The organism is Vibrio sp. 10N.261.52.C2, from assembly GCF_041471425.1.
Lineage (GTDB): Bacteria > Pseudomonadota > Gammaproteobacteria > Enterobacterales > Vibrionaceae > Vibrio > Vibrio crassostreae_C.
This window is the reverse complement of the sequence record NZ_JBFROH010000004.1, coordinates 18,228-31,948: the sequence shown is the minus strand read 5'-3', so window position 1 is coordinate 31,948 and position 13,721 is coordinate 18,228. Positions and strand designations below refer to the sequence as shown.

12 protein-coding genes are annotated in these 13,721 nt (G+C 43.4%); 3 read left to right on the top strand and 9 right to left on the bottom strand.

Going from position 1 to position 13,721, the window contains the following annotated elements:
• Positions 1-655: 655 nt before the first annotated feature.
• From AB4307_RS00930 to AB4307_RS00905, 6 genes are all read right to left on the bottom strand, one after another.
• On the bottom strand, positions 656-1,870 hold the full coding sequence (locus tag AB4307_RS00930; protein WP_133151379.1) for a hypothetical protein: 1,215 nt from the start codon (positions 1,868-1,870) through the stop codon (positions 656-658).
• A gap of 465 nt (positions 1,871-2,335) precedes the next feature.
• Entirely contained in the window at positions 2,336-3,349 is a 1,014-nt protein-coding gene (locus tag AB4307_RS00925) for a manganese-dependent inorganic pyrophosphatase (RefSeq protein WP_017062680.1), read from the bottom strand.
• A gap of 439 nt (positions 3,350-3,788) precedes the next feature.
• Positions 3,789-4,214, bottom strand: a complete 426-nt coding sequence (locus AB4307_RS00920) for a septal ring lytic transglycosylase RlpA family protein (protein ID WP_017068116.1) — start codon at positions 4,212-4,214, stop codon at positions 3,789-3,791.
• Between the two features lie 336 nt (positions 4,215-4,550).
• Positions 4,551-5,042, bottom strand: a complete 492-nt coding sequence (locus AB4307_RS00915) for a VOC family protein (RefSeq protein ID WP_017069627.1) — start codon at positions 5,040-5,042, stop codon at positions 4,551-4,553.
• A gap of 246 nt (positions 5,043-5,288) precedes the next feature.
• Entirely contained in the window at positions 5,289-6,665 is a 1,377-nt protein-coding gene (locus tag AB4307_RS00910; RefSeq protein WP_372130814.1) for a uracil-xanthine permease family protein, read from the bottom strand.
• A gap of 304 nt (positions 6,666-6,969) precedes the next feature.
• Positions 6,970-7,461, bottom strand: coding sequence for a VOC family protein (locus tag AB4307_RS00905; protein WP_372130812.1), 492 nt, complete (start codon positions 7,459-7,461; stop codon positions 6,970-6,972).
• 466 nt (positions 7,462-7,927) lie between these two features.
• Between AB4307_RS00905 and ahpC the strand changes: the two genes are divergently transcribed.
• Together ahpC and ahpF are read left to right on the top strand one after the other, a co-directional pair.
• Positions 7,928-8,485, top strand: coding sequence for an alkyl hydroperoxide reductase subunit C (gene ahpC / locus AB4307_RS00900; protein ID WP_016798107.1), 558 nt, complete (start codon positions 7,928-7,930; stop codon positions 8,483-8,485).
• 198 nt (positions 8,486-8,683) lie between these two features.
• A complete protein-coding gene (ahpF, locus tag AB4307_RS00895; protein WP_102320539.1) occupies positions 8,684-10,276 on the top strand; it encodes an alkyl hydroperoxide reductase subunit F in 1,593 nt (530 codons plus the stop codon).
• A 136-nt stretch (positions 10,277-10,412) separates the two neighbouring features.
• Here the strand turns inward: ahpF and AB4307_RS00890 are convergent, their stop codons facing one another.
• Positions 10,413-11,012, bottom strand: coding sequence for a LysE family translocator (locus tag AB4307_RS00890; RefSeq protein ID WP_017071831.1), 600 nt, complete (start codon positions 11,010-11,012; stop codon positions 10,413-10,415).
• Between the two features lie 122 nt (positions 11,013-11,134).
• Between AB4307_RS00890 and AB4307_RS00885 the strand changes: the two genes are divergently transcribed.
• Positions 11,135-11,620 carry an Lrp/AsnC family transcriptional regulator gene (locus tag AB4307_RS00885; RefSeq protein ID WP_102320540.1) on the top strand — a complete coding sequence of 162 codons (486 nt, stop codon included), beginning with the start codon at positions 11,135-11,137 and terminating at the stop codon, positions 11,618-11,620.
• 112 nt (positions 11,621-11,732) lie between these two features.
• On the opposite strand, the gene AB4307_RS00880 is transcribed toward AB4307_RS00885, so the two are convergent.
• Both AB4307_RS00880 and AB4307_RS00875 read right to left on the bottom strand, forming a co-directional pair.
• On the bottom strand, positions 11,733-13,235 hold the full coding sequence (locus tag AB4307_RS00880) for an arylsulfatase (RefSeq protein ID WP_372072962.1): 1,503 nt from the start codon (positions 13,233-13,235) through the stop codon (positions 11,733-11,735).
• Between the two features lie 9 nt (positions 13,236-13,244).
• Positions 13,245-13,634: a DUF4345 domain-containing protein gene (locus AB4307_RS00875; protein ID WP_017071827.1), complete on the bottom strand. Its 390-nt coding sequence runs from the start codon at positions 13,632-13,634 to the stop codon at positions 13,245-13,247.
• Between the last annotated feature and the right edge of the window lie 87 nt (positions 13,635-13,721).

The following is a 13,721-nucleotide window of genomic DNA, read 5'->3' as shown; positions in this document are numbered from 1 at the left end:
TTGAATTACGCAACAAAGCCATCAAATTCTTTTGTCTCACTACTTTACTACTTTCTTTTGCTCGGCACTATTAATGCTGAATACCAAGCTAAGCAACTTTCGATACTTGTAGTTATCCATAATTTCTTAATTTAGCGAAGACGCTGAAACGTTTATGTCCAGAGACGTTTCAGCTACTGTTGTAACTAGCCTTTGCCCCAAAACCTGTTAGATCAAATACACTACACAATTCTGAGAGCGTGCGTTTTCCCTACAAAACCTAATATTAAGCTTGAATGTCGTTCGAGTTGTCGGAGGACAATATAGTTTGTTGGATTCCAATAAAGTCTGATCATTTTCAATAAAAGTTATCACTTTTCCTCTGCTATTTCATTCCGCAGAGGTTATATGAACCGACGATAGCAAACACGCTTTTACCTACTATGAGTTTTACTTGATTACGTTCTCAATGTAAGAACAAACTATTTCGTGTGCTTTTGCTAGTATTGATCTAACCGATCAGTTCATAATTCATTTACTTACAATTAATTACCTACTAAATCTGACTTGTTGCGCTCATATTTAAGATCATGAGCGCTGTCAAAATTAGGCAACCCGTTAGCACGTTTTTATGAGTAGTCGATGACTAGGATTGGTCATCGAGTACTTAAGACCGTTAATTATATGAGTCATGCTTGTAACGAAGCGTCATATACTTATCTTCGTATGAAAGGTTAACGGAAATGTCAGTTTGTTGAGATCTGAAATCAACACTCCTTGTTCGGTATTTGTTATACGGAATGTCCATTCCGGTCTCTTTGTAGTTTTTTCTTGCAACAAAATTTCGAACATCTTGGAAGACGGACTCACTTTGGGTTTTAAACGAGGTCTCGATTAAAACCAATCTATCTTCACACTTGCCTTCCCCATATTCTAGGAAAGCAAATCTAACTTTATCGATTTTTGGAAGGGAGAGGTTATTACCCTTTATGTACCTCTGCTCTTTGATAAAAATCGGATTTTTGCCATTGTTATTAAAGCTGTAAAAAGGAGAACTAGATGATAAATAATCTCTCGAGTTTGTTAGCTCACAGCTACTGCTTATTCCCATCTTTAGTCCGTAAAGCTCAACTGGTTTTTTGTTGGTGCACAGTTTTAAGTTATCAGGGTTACCTGAGCAAAAGACAAAACGGTCAGACTTAAGAGCGTCAATGAAATCAGCTTTAGCACCACTCTTTATACTTTCAGAAAGATCCGATACTTGAGTGCTAAGATTGTCCTTTGCATTAAATGATATGAATGGATAGCTTTTCCTGCTTAAGCTGTAGAAATCAACCTCCGATTCTAGTTCTAAGTCAGGGTTGGCATCGCTCACAAGGCGATAAATTTGTCTGTATTTTGTTGCGAGTTGATGTAGTTCTTGCATTTCAGGCGTGTATATTTCTAACGCCTTTTTGTATTCAAGTTGCAGTTGCCTTGGTAAGTTACCAAGATTTACAACTTTATCCTCATCAGTGAAGTTATATTGAAACGCATAAATTCCGTCAGTATCGTCTCGGAGCACTCTTAACTTAATTTTCCAGCCATCATCACTGTAAAGATCATAGTAATAATTTCGAGCAGTATTGATGCTTGGGTATTGTTGAGCAACATTAAAGGCAGCAAGGGAAAGAGCGCTATTCACAAGGTAATTGTCGTAACTATCTCCAATTACAGGCTTGAAGCTGCGGTCGATCACTACAGGTTCAGATGGAACAGTTGAACTAGAAGATGTGACGGATGATGAGCATCCTGATAACGCCAATAGCAACGTAATTGCTATTTGTTTTTTTATGATGGAGAGTGACATGATGATGTTTCCGATTTGATTCATTACCCATAACTTGCGCAATGGTCTTTCCAACCGTTGTGAAATGAATATCCACTTAACATCTAGTGTTGAGAGCGCAGGTATTGGTTGATCCATTTAGAAATTTGATTGAGATTATTATGTAACCTGGTTTTTATGTCTACAGAATTAGTCACAATTCGATAATAAACAGAACCCATTAAATCGTTAATTTATAAGTGGTTATAAGTCTACTAGCAGTTAACAGCGAGAATTGGATGCCAAGGCACTGTGAACTTTTTACCTGGAACGAGTATTTATTGAAGGGCGCCACCTCTAACGGTAGGTTGTATGAGCAGTACTACCGATAGCGGATATAAAGTTAACGATTTGCCGTCCTTTAATTTATCCATGAATTATTAATTTAGGAAAATCGCTGGCACATTTTTGTCCAAATCCCATTTAGACGCCCAATAATTAAAAAAGGGATTGGTATTTCTACCAATCCCCTCCAAACTCTCTTTCTACTTACAAGCTCTCAATTGCCTTTTGAACCGCAGGGCCAATCTGGCGCTTACGTGAAGTGACACCTTCCAAAGTCAGCATGTCACTTGTTGGTTCAGCGTTGAAAGCCGATTTGATGACTTGATAGTCGCTTTCATCCACCCACAATAAGTTCGCTTCTTTGTTCTTGGTATCTGTGATTGAAAAGAACAGATGGTCTAGCCCGTTCTCTTTTTTGTAAGTCTTCATTGCTGCTAGAAGATCGTCTTTACGGTCAATCAGTTGTTGAGCCATTAGTGTTTCAGCAACACCGATACCCACCTGTTTGCCACCGTACTTAAAGTTTTTGTAATCCAGCGTCAGAATGGTTTCAGATGAAAGGTGGCTAAGATCTGACTTAGCAACCAACATCTGTTGACCGAAGTCTTCGATATCTGAAATGCCTGCAACCTTCGCCAGCTTCTCTGCGTATTCACGATCATGATCTGTTGTAGTTGTTGATTGGAATACCACTGTGTCAGAAAGAATCGCACCCAAGCCAACACAAGCGAGGTGTTTAGGTAATGTCACATCGAGCTTTTCAGCATTGTCAGCCAGTATAGTTGCAGCTGAACCCCAACCTCGGATATCCATCTCGACAATCTGCGGGGTGTTAATTGGAGAGCCACCAATCGCATGATGATCGACCACTGCCACAATGGATGCTTGATCAATAGTTGGTGCTAATTGAGTCACTTGGTTGAAGTCAACCAGCCCCACTCGGTATGAAGAGTAATCTGTCTCTACACGTGGAGATTCTGCATTACAGTAGTTCAAGATAAACGTCGATTCAGGATTAATCGGCTCAGGCACTGTCGCCGTACCACCATAAATATGAGCCGCGAGCATCGCAGACATTACCGTGTCGCTGTCTGGGCTTAGGTGCCCTGTCCATACGAGATCTTCACTGTTTTCATTGGCAGATTGTTGCAAGCTAAAAGCAAAACTTGCTGAACTGAAAGACATAATTACGGCTGCAACGACAGGGGTTAGCTTCACGGGTATTTCCTTATTTAAATGCGATATAGAAGCCCATAAGCTAAACACCAAAAATTTCAGAACCGTGTAACTAATATTTCAGTTTTACTTCAGTAAGTAACTAAATGTAATTGCCCTTAGGCTTTCACTGTTAATCACACCAAAGCTCAACTTGGATTAGGTTAGCTTTTCATTATTTCACAATGAATTTCAATGAACCCTAATGATAAGAAAGCTAAGACACTGATTTATTGACCACATAACATCATCAACCCACATACTAGAAATGAGATAATCTTATTAAAATGAATTATCGAAAGGCACAAAAAGGCTACTAAGTAGCCTTATTGAGTAAGCGTAAATGAGCTATTGATTCACCGATATCGAGATTCTGTTTCTCCCCTTCCCCACTACAGTAAGGGATCGGAGATGTAAACCAAGGGGAGGTTATGAGGGGATTCTAGTGTTTGTATCGAAAAGTGTTGCTGTCATCAATAATCTCAATTTTGACTTTTACTACGCCTTTCTTAACGTCACCAATTTGAGAAAATGCTTTGTGGGAAAGGTCAATCACTCGGCCTTTTACGTAAGGGCCTCTATCGTTAATTTTGACATCGACTGACTTGTTATTGGCTGTATTGGTCACTCTCACGATAGTCCCAAATGGCAAGGTTTTGTGAGCGGCTGTATAGGCGTTTTTATTATACGTTTCACCACTTGCCGTCAGTTTTCCATGGAATTTATCGCCATACCAAGAAGCCACTCCCACAAGCGCATGTGAATTGGCATAGCCCTTTGTTTTTGAAGTATCGACGGCCGCATGTGACGAGCATCCGGCAAGCAAAGTAATAAGAAAAGCGGCAAAGATAAGGTTTAGTTTTTTCATGCTATTTCAGTAGATCTTCTTCATGTAATGTTTATCTATTTTCATTGTAGTGCGGTTCAGCAGTATTGAACTGAGTATTATGAGTTCTCAGCGAAGGCTATCACTAGTGTGATTGCGCAATGTTTTCATGAAGCACGCTCGCTTCAGTCATATTCATGAAAGGTTTTATCTTCAAAACGTCAACTTTAACAACGCCTTAAAGTTGTTGATTTATTAACCACCACCACATGATGGAGCACTTAAAAAGCACACAAACACAAAAAAGGATTGGTATCTCTACCAATCCTCTTTAGGGGGTGTTTCGGTTTATCTACCTTATGGAAGGTAGTAACGCGATTACTCGTAATCAGTCGCGTACGTGTCTTCGTATGTGTGCGAGTAGAACTCGAACAGGTTGCCAAACGGGTCTTCTAGGTAAACCATTTGTGCTTGTTTTAGTTCGTCTTCTGGGTGGTAAGGCATGATGTCCATACGAACCTTACCGCCAAACTCTTCAACACGCTTAATCGCTGAATGAAACTGCTCTTTAGGAAGCTGTAGACAGAAGTGGAAAATGCCCAGGCGAGAGAAATCAACGTTGTGACGCTCTTCACGGTCAACCATTTCGAACATCTCAACACCGATACCATCAGATGTTACTAGGTGAGCAATGTTGAAACCTTTAAAGCCTTCACCAAATACTGCAATACACATGCGGCCGATTGCTGATTCGCGCTCTTCCATCACTTTAGTGTTGTTCATTACGATTCTTAGACCTAGCGCTTTTGTGTAAAACTCGACTGCTTTGTCCATGTCGCCAACCATGATGCCTACGTGATTCATTTTCATAACTTTCTCCAAATTCTCTTTAATTCTGTATTTTTCGAAGACTCGCTTCGGTGTTTCGTTTCGATGGAGAGAGTATATGGAGATACGACGATTAAGTGAAATTATCATAATTTATATTAATGATAATTTTATGTTATTTACCAAGTTAAGTGAGATGCCAACACGTCACACAATAAGTTAAAGTTGAGAGCCACATATGTCATGTGGCTCTAGTTAAACATCCTTAGTTCAGCACGAAGAAGCCCGTTACGCTTTACTGGTCTGTACGACGTTCGAAATCTGCTTGGCTTTTGTTTCAGGCACCAAAGACATCAACCCGGTAGTCACAAGCGCGGCAATACCAGACATGGTTACAGGTGACCCAAATATGCTTTGCACTAGCTTGGGTGCTTCTTTCAATAAATCCGGCACTAGCATCACCCCAAGCCCTAAGCCTAGTGAGATGGCAATCGTCATAATTCTGCGGCGATCCAGTTTTTCATTGGCGATGATTTTGATGCCCGCCGCAGCAACCGTACCGAACATCACTAATGTCGCCCCGCCCAATACTGGCTTTGGAATCGTCATTAAAACCGCACCTAAGATGGGAAATAACCCTAACAGAAAAAGAATCGCGGCAATGAAGTAGCCGATGTAGCGACTCGCGATCCCCGTAAAATGGATCACACCGTTGTTCTGGCTGAAAGTCGTGTTCGGAAAAGTATTGAATACCGCTGCGATGAGCGAGTTCACACCGTCACCTAGCACGCCAGCCTTGAGTCGATTGATGTATTTTGGCCCCTTAACTGGCTGCCCTGAGAACATACTGTTGGCGGTAAGGTCACCCGTGGTTTCAATAACGGTAATCAAGTAAATAAAAGCGATAGGCAGGAAGGCTTGCCAATCAAAAGCGAAGCCATATTTAAATGGGACAGGGATACTCAATAGCGGTTGAGATGCAAAAGAAACCATCGACGCTTTGCCCATCAGAATAGCAACGCCCCACCCTACAACCAATCCGACTAAAATCGACGACAGCCTTACCATGGTGTTGTTGCTTAGGTTAAGTGCCACTATGGTTCCGAGCACAATCGCACCCAACATCAGGTTGCTTCCAGAACCAAAATCTTCTGCACCAACACCACCAGCGATATCAGTGACGCCAACTTTAATCAAAGAGATGCCAATTGTGGTGATAACGATTCCGGTCACAACGGGCGTGATCACCACTTTCAGCTTTTCGATAAAACGCGATAGGACAATTTCGACAAACGCACCGAAGAAGCAAACACCAAAAATGGTCGCCAGCATTTCATCCGGACCACCGCCATTCGCTTTAACAAGGAAGCCCGCACCTAATACAGATCCTAAGAACGCAAAGCTGGTTCCTTGGACACAAATCATCCCTGCACCAACTGGCCCTATTTTTCTCGCTTGAATGAAGGTACCGACCCCAGACACCATGAGTGCCATGCTGATCAGATAAGGAATGTGCTCACCCAACCCAAGCACACCGCCAATAATGAGTGTGGGCGTGATAATACCAACGAAACTGGCTAATACATGCTGCAACGCTGCGTAACTGGCTGCTTTAACTGATGGTCGATCGTCTAATCCGTAGATCAATTCACTGTTCTGTTCCATGTGACTTCCTTTATGTATTTTTTATTGTATACAATTTACATAAAGACAATAGAGCAACATATATGCCAATGGTTTAACATCATACTTATCAATCAGTTAAGTTTCATCTTTAGCCAGTGCTGCACTATAGAGCAACACTGTCGGCTTGTTTTAGTGCAACGAAGAGCACAAAGCACTCCTTTGACTTGGTTTATCCGTAACCTTCCACTCAATATCGCAGACACAAAAAAAAGATTGGTATCTCTACCAATCCTCTTTAGGGGGTGTTTCGGTTTTCTACCTTACGACAGGTAGATGGCGTCTATTACTCGTAATCAGTCGCGTACGTATCTTCGTATGAGTGAGAGTAGAACTCGAATAGGTTGCCAAACGGGTCTTCTAGATAAACCATTTGTGCTTGTTTTAATTCGTCTTCTGGGTGGTAACGGTGAATGTCCATACGTACCTTACCGCCAAACTCTTCAACGCGCTTAATAGCTGAATGAAACTGCTCTTTTGGAAGTTGCAGACAGAAGTGGAAGATGCCTAGACGAGAGAAGTCTACTTCGTGACGCTCTTGACGATCTTTCATTTCGAACAGCTCAACACCGATGCCATCAGATGTGACTAGGTGTGCAATGTTGAAGCCTTTGAAGCCTTCGCCAAATACTGCGATACACATACGGCCGATTGCTGATTCGCGCTCTTCCAAAACCTTAGTGTTGTTCATTACGATTCTTAGACCCAGAGCCTTAGTGTAAAACTCGACTGCTTTGTCCATGTCGCCAACCATGATGCCTACGTGATTCATTTTCATAACTTGCTCCAAATTCGTTTTTAATTCTGTGCGTTTCGAAGACTGGCTTCGATGTTTCGTTTCGATGAAGAGAGTATATGGAGATGTGACGATTAACTGAAATTATCATAAATTATATTAATGATAATTTTTTGTTATTTACAGATTGGTATAACAACTCAACTCAACTCGCGTAAAGAAACCGTACTTCCCCTTACCTACATAGATACTGAACCAAATACTGCTTACCTAAATAGAGAACAACCTAAAAAGCATAGCTACTCAAATTGGGGTTGCTGATGTTTGATGGCTTTTGTTAATCGTTTTTGTTGATAGCTTTTACCGATAGTCCTTTCCTTTCGAAGATAGGATTCGCCTATTGAATCTATAGAAATGTCCGATTTCACTAATTTTCGGTGGCAATGCAATATATCTACATCGACGCGGGATAGCGTTAAACACTATAAATTAGAAAGAGAGTCAAATCATGATCAACACAGAAATCAAACCATTCAACGCAACAGCATTCAAAAACGGCGAATTCGTAGAAATCACTGAGCAAGACGTTAAAGGCAAGTGGGCTGTATTCTTCTTCTACCCAGCAGACTTTACGTTTGTATGTCCAACTGAGCTAGTTGACCTACAAGACAAATACGCAGAGCTTCAATCTCGCGGCGTAGAAGTTTACTCAGTATCAACTGACACTCACTTCTCTCACAAAGCATGGCACGATACTTCTGACAAAATCGGCACTATCGAATACTTCATGGTAGGCGACCAAACTGGCAACATCACAAATAACTTCAACGTTATGCGTGAAGGTCAAGGCCTTGCAGACCGTGCAACGTTCCTAATCGACCCTGAAGGCGTTATCCAAGCAATGGAAATCACAGCTGAAGGCATCGGCCGTGACGCAGAAGACCTACTACGCAAGGTTAAAGCAGCACAATACGTAGCCGCTAACCCAGGTGAAGTTTGCCCAGCTAAATGGAAAGAAGGCGAAGAGACTCTAGCTCCATCTCTAGACCTAGTAGGCAAGATTTAATCTAAGCCTAGCTAACAAGAATAGCTAAACGGTTCTACAGGCGCGCTTCGGCCCCCCTCCTAAAGGGCAGTCGCGCGCCACCCTTTCAAAACATCAACACCACAATATTTGCCGACTTGCGCCCCCTTTTTATTTTCCTTTTTCAGCAAGAAGGTATTGGTCAATACCAAGACACAGAATTTAAGAGCAGGCACGATTATGTTAGATCAAGCAATGAAGCAGCAGCTAAAAGCATACCTAGAAAACCTAAAAACCAATGTTCAGTTAGTGCTTAGCCTGGATGGCAGCGACACCGCGAACAAACTTCAAGATCTGGCGAATGACATCTCGTCTTTAACCGATAAAATTGAAGTGACTCGCGATGACAGCGCAAGCACTCGCAGCCCTATCATGCAGGTCGTGAACCAAGAGAAAGGCACCGCGATCGGTTTTGCCGGTTTGCCAATGGGTCACGAATTTACGTCACTGGTTCTAGCACTGCTTCATAGTGGTGGTCACCCTATCAAGCTTGAAGCGGACGTAATCGAGCAAATTAAAGAACTCGATCAAGAGCTTAATGTAGAGATTTTTATCTCGCTCTCATGCCAAAACTGTCCAGAAGTGGTTCAAGCCTTCAATATGATGTCGGCGATTAATCCTCTGGTTAAGACAACGATGATCGACGGCGCAGCATTCCAAGATGAAGTGAAGTCTCGCGACATCATGGCAGTACCAAGTGTATTCGTTAATGGTGAGCTATTTGGTCAAGGCCGTATGTCACTGGCTGAAATCCTTAACAAGGTTGATTCAGGCGCAGCGGAAAAGAAAGCAGCAAACCTAAACCAACAAGCACCGTTTGATGTATTGGTTGTCGGCGGCGGCCCTGCAGGTTCTTCAGCGGCAATTTATGCTGCACGTAAAGGCATTCGTACTGGTGTGGTTGCTGACCGATTCGGCGGCCAAGTGATGGACACCATGGCGATTGAGAACTTTATCTCAGTGAAAGCAACCACCGGCCCTAAATTAGTGGCAAGCCTTGAAGAGCACGTAAAAGAGTACGGTGTTGAAGTAATGACTGAGCAGCGCGCTGCAAACATCATTGCGGCAGAAGACACTGAAGACGGTTACATCCACGTTGAGCTAGAGAGCGGCGCAACACTACGAGCTCGCACGGTTATCACAAGTACAGGTGCTCGCTGGCGTGAAATGAACGTTCCGGGCGAGCAAGAGTACCGCAACAAAGGTGTTGCTTACTGCCCACACTGTGACGGTCCATTGTTCAAAGGCAAAAAAACAGCGGTTATCGGTGGCGGTAACTCAGGTATTGAAGCGGCTATCGACCTAGCAGGTATCGTGGAACACGTAACTGTGCTTGAGTTTGCGAACACACTGCGCGCTGACCAAGTGCTTATCGACAAAGCGAACGCAACACCAAACATCGAAATCATCAAGATGGCACAAACAACGCAAGTGATTGGTGATGGCAACCGTGTAACCGGTCTGGAATACAAAGACCGCAACACCGATGAACTTAAACAGATTGAACTCGCAGGTATCTTTGTTCAAATCGGCCTGATGCCAAACAGCGAATGGTTGAAGGGTTCGAAAGTTGAGCTCTCACCACGCGGTGAAATTGAAATTAACGCTCATGGCGCAACATCAATGAAAGGTGTGTTCGCAGCGGGTGACGTAACAACCGTACCTTACAAACAGATCATCATTGCGATGGGTGAAGGTGCGAAAGCAAGCTTAGGTGCATTTGACCACCTAATCCGTAACTCAGCTCCAGTTAAAGAGGCTGAAACCGCTTAACCTTTACACTGAAAAGCTTAAAGCTTTTAACTCAAGCTCCTTAAATATTTGTTAACTTAATTCTTTACTGTTAACGACTTAGTCGACATTTAGACGCCACTCCTATGGATTTAGGAGTGGTTTTTTTCTTTGTGATTTACGCCGGTTGATAAAGCATAAAGGCAACCACCATCGCTAAGCTTCCGCCCAAGCAACGGTTCACAAACATCATCTGTTTTGGTGATTGCAGTAGCTTTTTAAGCATGGTGCCGCAATACGCCCACACCAACATGCACGGTACACCGGTAATCACCATACCCGCGATAATGGTCACGACTTGAATCAAGTAATCTGCATTCGGAGTGATGAACTGCGAAAACACGGTTAATGACGCTATCCAACCTTTAGGATTTAACACCTGCACCAACACACCCGACACAAAGCCTGAACGATTGTCGGTGGTGCTTTCTTCGATTTGCATATTAGCAATCGACCACGCCATGAACAGCAAATAAGCCGCACCCGCGTATTTCAAAATGCTGTATAGCTCTGGGTAAAGGGTAAATAGGCTCACCAAACCGACACTAGAACCCGCCAGTACGATGATGATGCCAACAGCGTTCCCAGAGATAAAAGGTAAAGTCGCAGCAAATCCATAACGACTTGAAATCCCAAGTAATGCGATATTGCCTGCCCCAGGGGTAATTGCAATTGATGTTGAAAATAGCAAGAACGCCAGCATTAATTGAGAGCTCATTTCCTCTCACTCCTAATAAGTAAAGTATTTATAGGGAGAGAGTTTACAGATTCGACTAGGAATTAAATTGCTATATAGGCTAATATTAATCCAAATTTGAGCAAGAATTTTCCAAAATAGCCATGAAACAGAAAGAATCCACCAAAGAAGTATTGGATGACACAGATATCGCCATCTTAGAGCATATCCAGCAAGACGGACGCATGAGCAACAGCAAGCTCGCAGAGAAGGTCAACCTCAGCGAAACCCCATGCTGGCGTCGTTGGAAACGCATGGAGGAAACTGGCTATATCGATGGTTACGCCGCTAAGCTGAATCGTAAGAAATTAGGCTTTCATGTGGCTGGTTTTACTCTTGTGACCTTGGGTAACCATGAAGTTGAAAACACAGAACCATTCGAAGAATTTGTCGCGGTAACCGATTGGATTCCTATGTGTCACTGCATTGCAGGCGGCGCCGATTACATGGTGCAAGTGTTGGCCAAAGATTTGGAAGAGTACTTTGAGCGTATTAGCTCGATCAGACGAGTCAAAGGCGTGAGTGCGATTCAGTCGAACATCTCAGTAAAAGAGTTGAAAAACAGCTATCAGCTTCCTCTTGAGGACTAGTTCACTTCTTCTGATAGCCTTTTTCTTTTAGCAAAACAAAAGCCCAACACCCTAGGTTTCTAAAACTTAGGGGCTGAGCTTTGTTTATTTAGGTTCTGGAAGTGAGTGTACGCTAATTCCCCACACCACCGGTATTGTCTGGCTGAGTTTCTGGCGTCTTAGGTGGCCACTCTTTGAAGGTCGCTAGGTGTTGCTGTACCGCCGCTTGAGCAGGGCCAAATGCCCACATCTTCTGCCCCATCCATTTCAAGTACATACCCGACTCTTCAGCTGCTCGCTCGTAAGGATCACGACGCAGGTTGAACAGCAATGGCGCGTTAAGTTCTTCTTTCGGGCCACTCCAACCGTGATTCTGAACCACGAAATGCGCTTTCCAATCACCAACACGAACCGCTTGCAGCTTGTCTCGTTCGTAGTAGTAGATCTCTTTACGGTTTGACTCGCCTTTCTCAGTCAGCATATCCACTTGGTTGTAACCATCAAGGTGCGCTTTAAAGCCATCGTGACCTTTCAGCAGTTTTTCTTTTAGATCCGTTGGACCACCAGCCGCAGCGACCAGAGTGGGTAACCAGTCCATACCATCAAAGATGCCATTGCCTACAGTACCCGCAGGGATTTTACCCGGCCAGCTAACCAGAGCAGGGGCTCTTACGCCACCTTCCCAAGTTGTGCCTTTCTCACCGTGATAAGGTGTCATGCCGCCATCAGGCCAAGTCATGATCTCAGGGCCGTTATCGGCAGTGAAAATGATGATGGTGTTGTCGGCAATACCGAGTTCTTCCATCTTCGCCATCATCTCACCGACGTGATCATCAAGATCTTTCATGACCACTTCTTGAAGGCCCCAACCGTTTTGGCCGAGCATCGCTTCGTATTCAGGTGAAAGGTGCGTCCAAACGTGACCGCGTGATGGACAGTACCAAGTGAAGAAGGGCTTATCCGCCTCAACCGCCCTTTCGATGAAGTTGATCGCGTGTTTATTTACTTCGTCATCGAGTGTACGCATACGCTCGATCGACAATGCACCATCGTCTTCGATCGTTTGACCACCTTTACCGTCTGATCTTGCGTATATGACATTACGAGGTGCAAAGGCATCCAAAGAGCCATCTTTTGGCCAATCTGGATCTTCTGTGTATTCCATTGCATTCAAGTGATACAACCAACCCCAATACTCATCAAATCCGTGCATTGTTGGTAGGAATTCATCTCGGTCACCAAGGTGGTTCTTACCAAATTGACCCGTCACATAACCCATGGTTTTAAGAACCTCAGGAAGCGTTGGCGTGTCAGCACTTAAACCAACTGGGCCACCCGGTAACCCAACAGAGTGCATGCCTGTTCGAACAGGAAGTTGCCCCGTTAAGAATGCAGAGCGCCCGGCCGTACACGATGGCTGCGCATAATAATCTGTGAGTAGCATGCCCTTTTCAGCAATACTATCGATGTTTGGTGTTTCACTACTCATCACACCATTGTGATAAGCACTCAGGTTTGAGATCCCAATATCATCCGTGAAGATAACAAAAATATTCGGTTGCTCTTGTGCTGACCATGCCGATAGCGAAAAGCTACTCAACACACTCATCACAACAAGGTGGAAAATCCTTTTCATAGAATGTCCTTATACTGTTTCAGATTGCTCTTTATGAATCATTTTTAAACCAACTAAACCAAAGCCCAACTCCAATATTAGATAAACAAAAAGTAGCCAATGCGGCATGCCATCCACCACCAAACTGATGACTCGTCCGGCAGCTAAACCCAACATGAATACCACCAAACTATAGAGCGCTGGCAGTCGATACTTTTTGAACAGTGCGCCAAACACCCAAAACAACGCCAGAGCTAAATAAAGCCCCATCACTGCACGAAAGATATGAGTAACGTTGATGGGTGTGGCGTCGATACCAAATAGATAGTCAAGAGAGACTACGGGGGCATAACCATAAGACAGTGCAATAGGTGTTAAACCTAAAACTGCAACGAACAAGAAAATACTCTGTGGCTTCATACCCTAACTCTTTTAACTTGGCTCATTTCAAAAAACATAGTCTACAATCAGCAATATACAAGTTGCATATATGAAAATTGCCCCCCG

What these genes read in the sequence shown, in the direction of transcription:
- AB4307_RS00920 (WP_017068116.1), bottom strand. Translation starts at nt 4,214, where the DNA reads ATGAAAAAACTAAACCTTATCTTTGCCGCTTTTCTTATTACTTTGCTT.
- AB4307_RS00915 (WP_017069627.1), bottom strand. Translation starts at nt 5,042, where the DNA reads ATGAAAATGAATCACGTAGGCATCATGGTTGGCGACATGGACAAAGCA.
- AB4307_RS00910 (WP_372130814.1), bottom strand. Translation starts at nt 6,665, where the DNA reads ATGGAACAGAACAGTGAATTGATCTACGGATTAGACGATCGACCATCA.
- AB4307_RS00905 (WP_372130812.1), bottom strand. Translation starts at nt 7,461, where the DNA reads ATGAAAATGAATCACGTAGGCATCATGGTTGGCGACATGGACAAAGCA.
- ahpC (WP_016798107.1), top strand. Translation starts at nt 7,928, where the DNA reads ATGATCAACACAGAAATCAAACCATTCAACGCAACAGCATTCAAAAAC.
- ahpF (WP_102320539.1), top strand. Translation starts at nt 8,684, where the DNA reads ATGTTAGATCAAGCAATGAAGCAGCAGCTAAAAGCATACCTAGAAAAC.
- AB4307_RS00890 (WP_017071831.1), bottom strand. Translation starts at nt 11,012, where the DNA reads ATGAGCTCTCAATTAATGCTGGCGTTCTTGCTATTTTCAACATCAATT.
- AB4307_RS00885 (WP_102320540.1), top strand. Translation starts at nt 11,135, where the DNA reads ATGAAACAGAAAGAATCCACCAAAGAAGTATTGGATGACACAGATATC.
- AB4307_RS00880 (WP_372072962.1), bottom strand. Translation starts at nt 13,235, where the DNA reads ATGAAAAGGATTTTCCACCTTGTTGTGATGAGTGTGTTGAGTAGCTTT.
- AB4307_RS00875 (WP_017071827.1), bottom strand. Translation starts at nt 13,634, where the DNA reads ATGAAGCCACAGAGTATTTTCTTGTTCGTTGCAGTTTTAGGTTTAACA.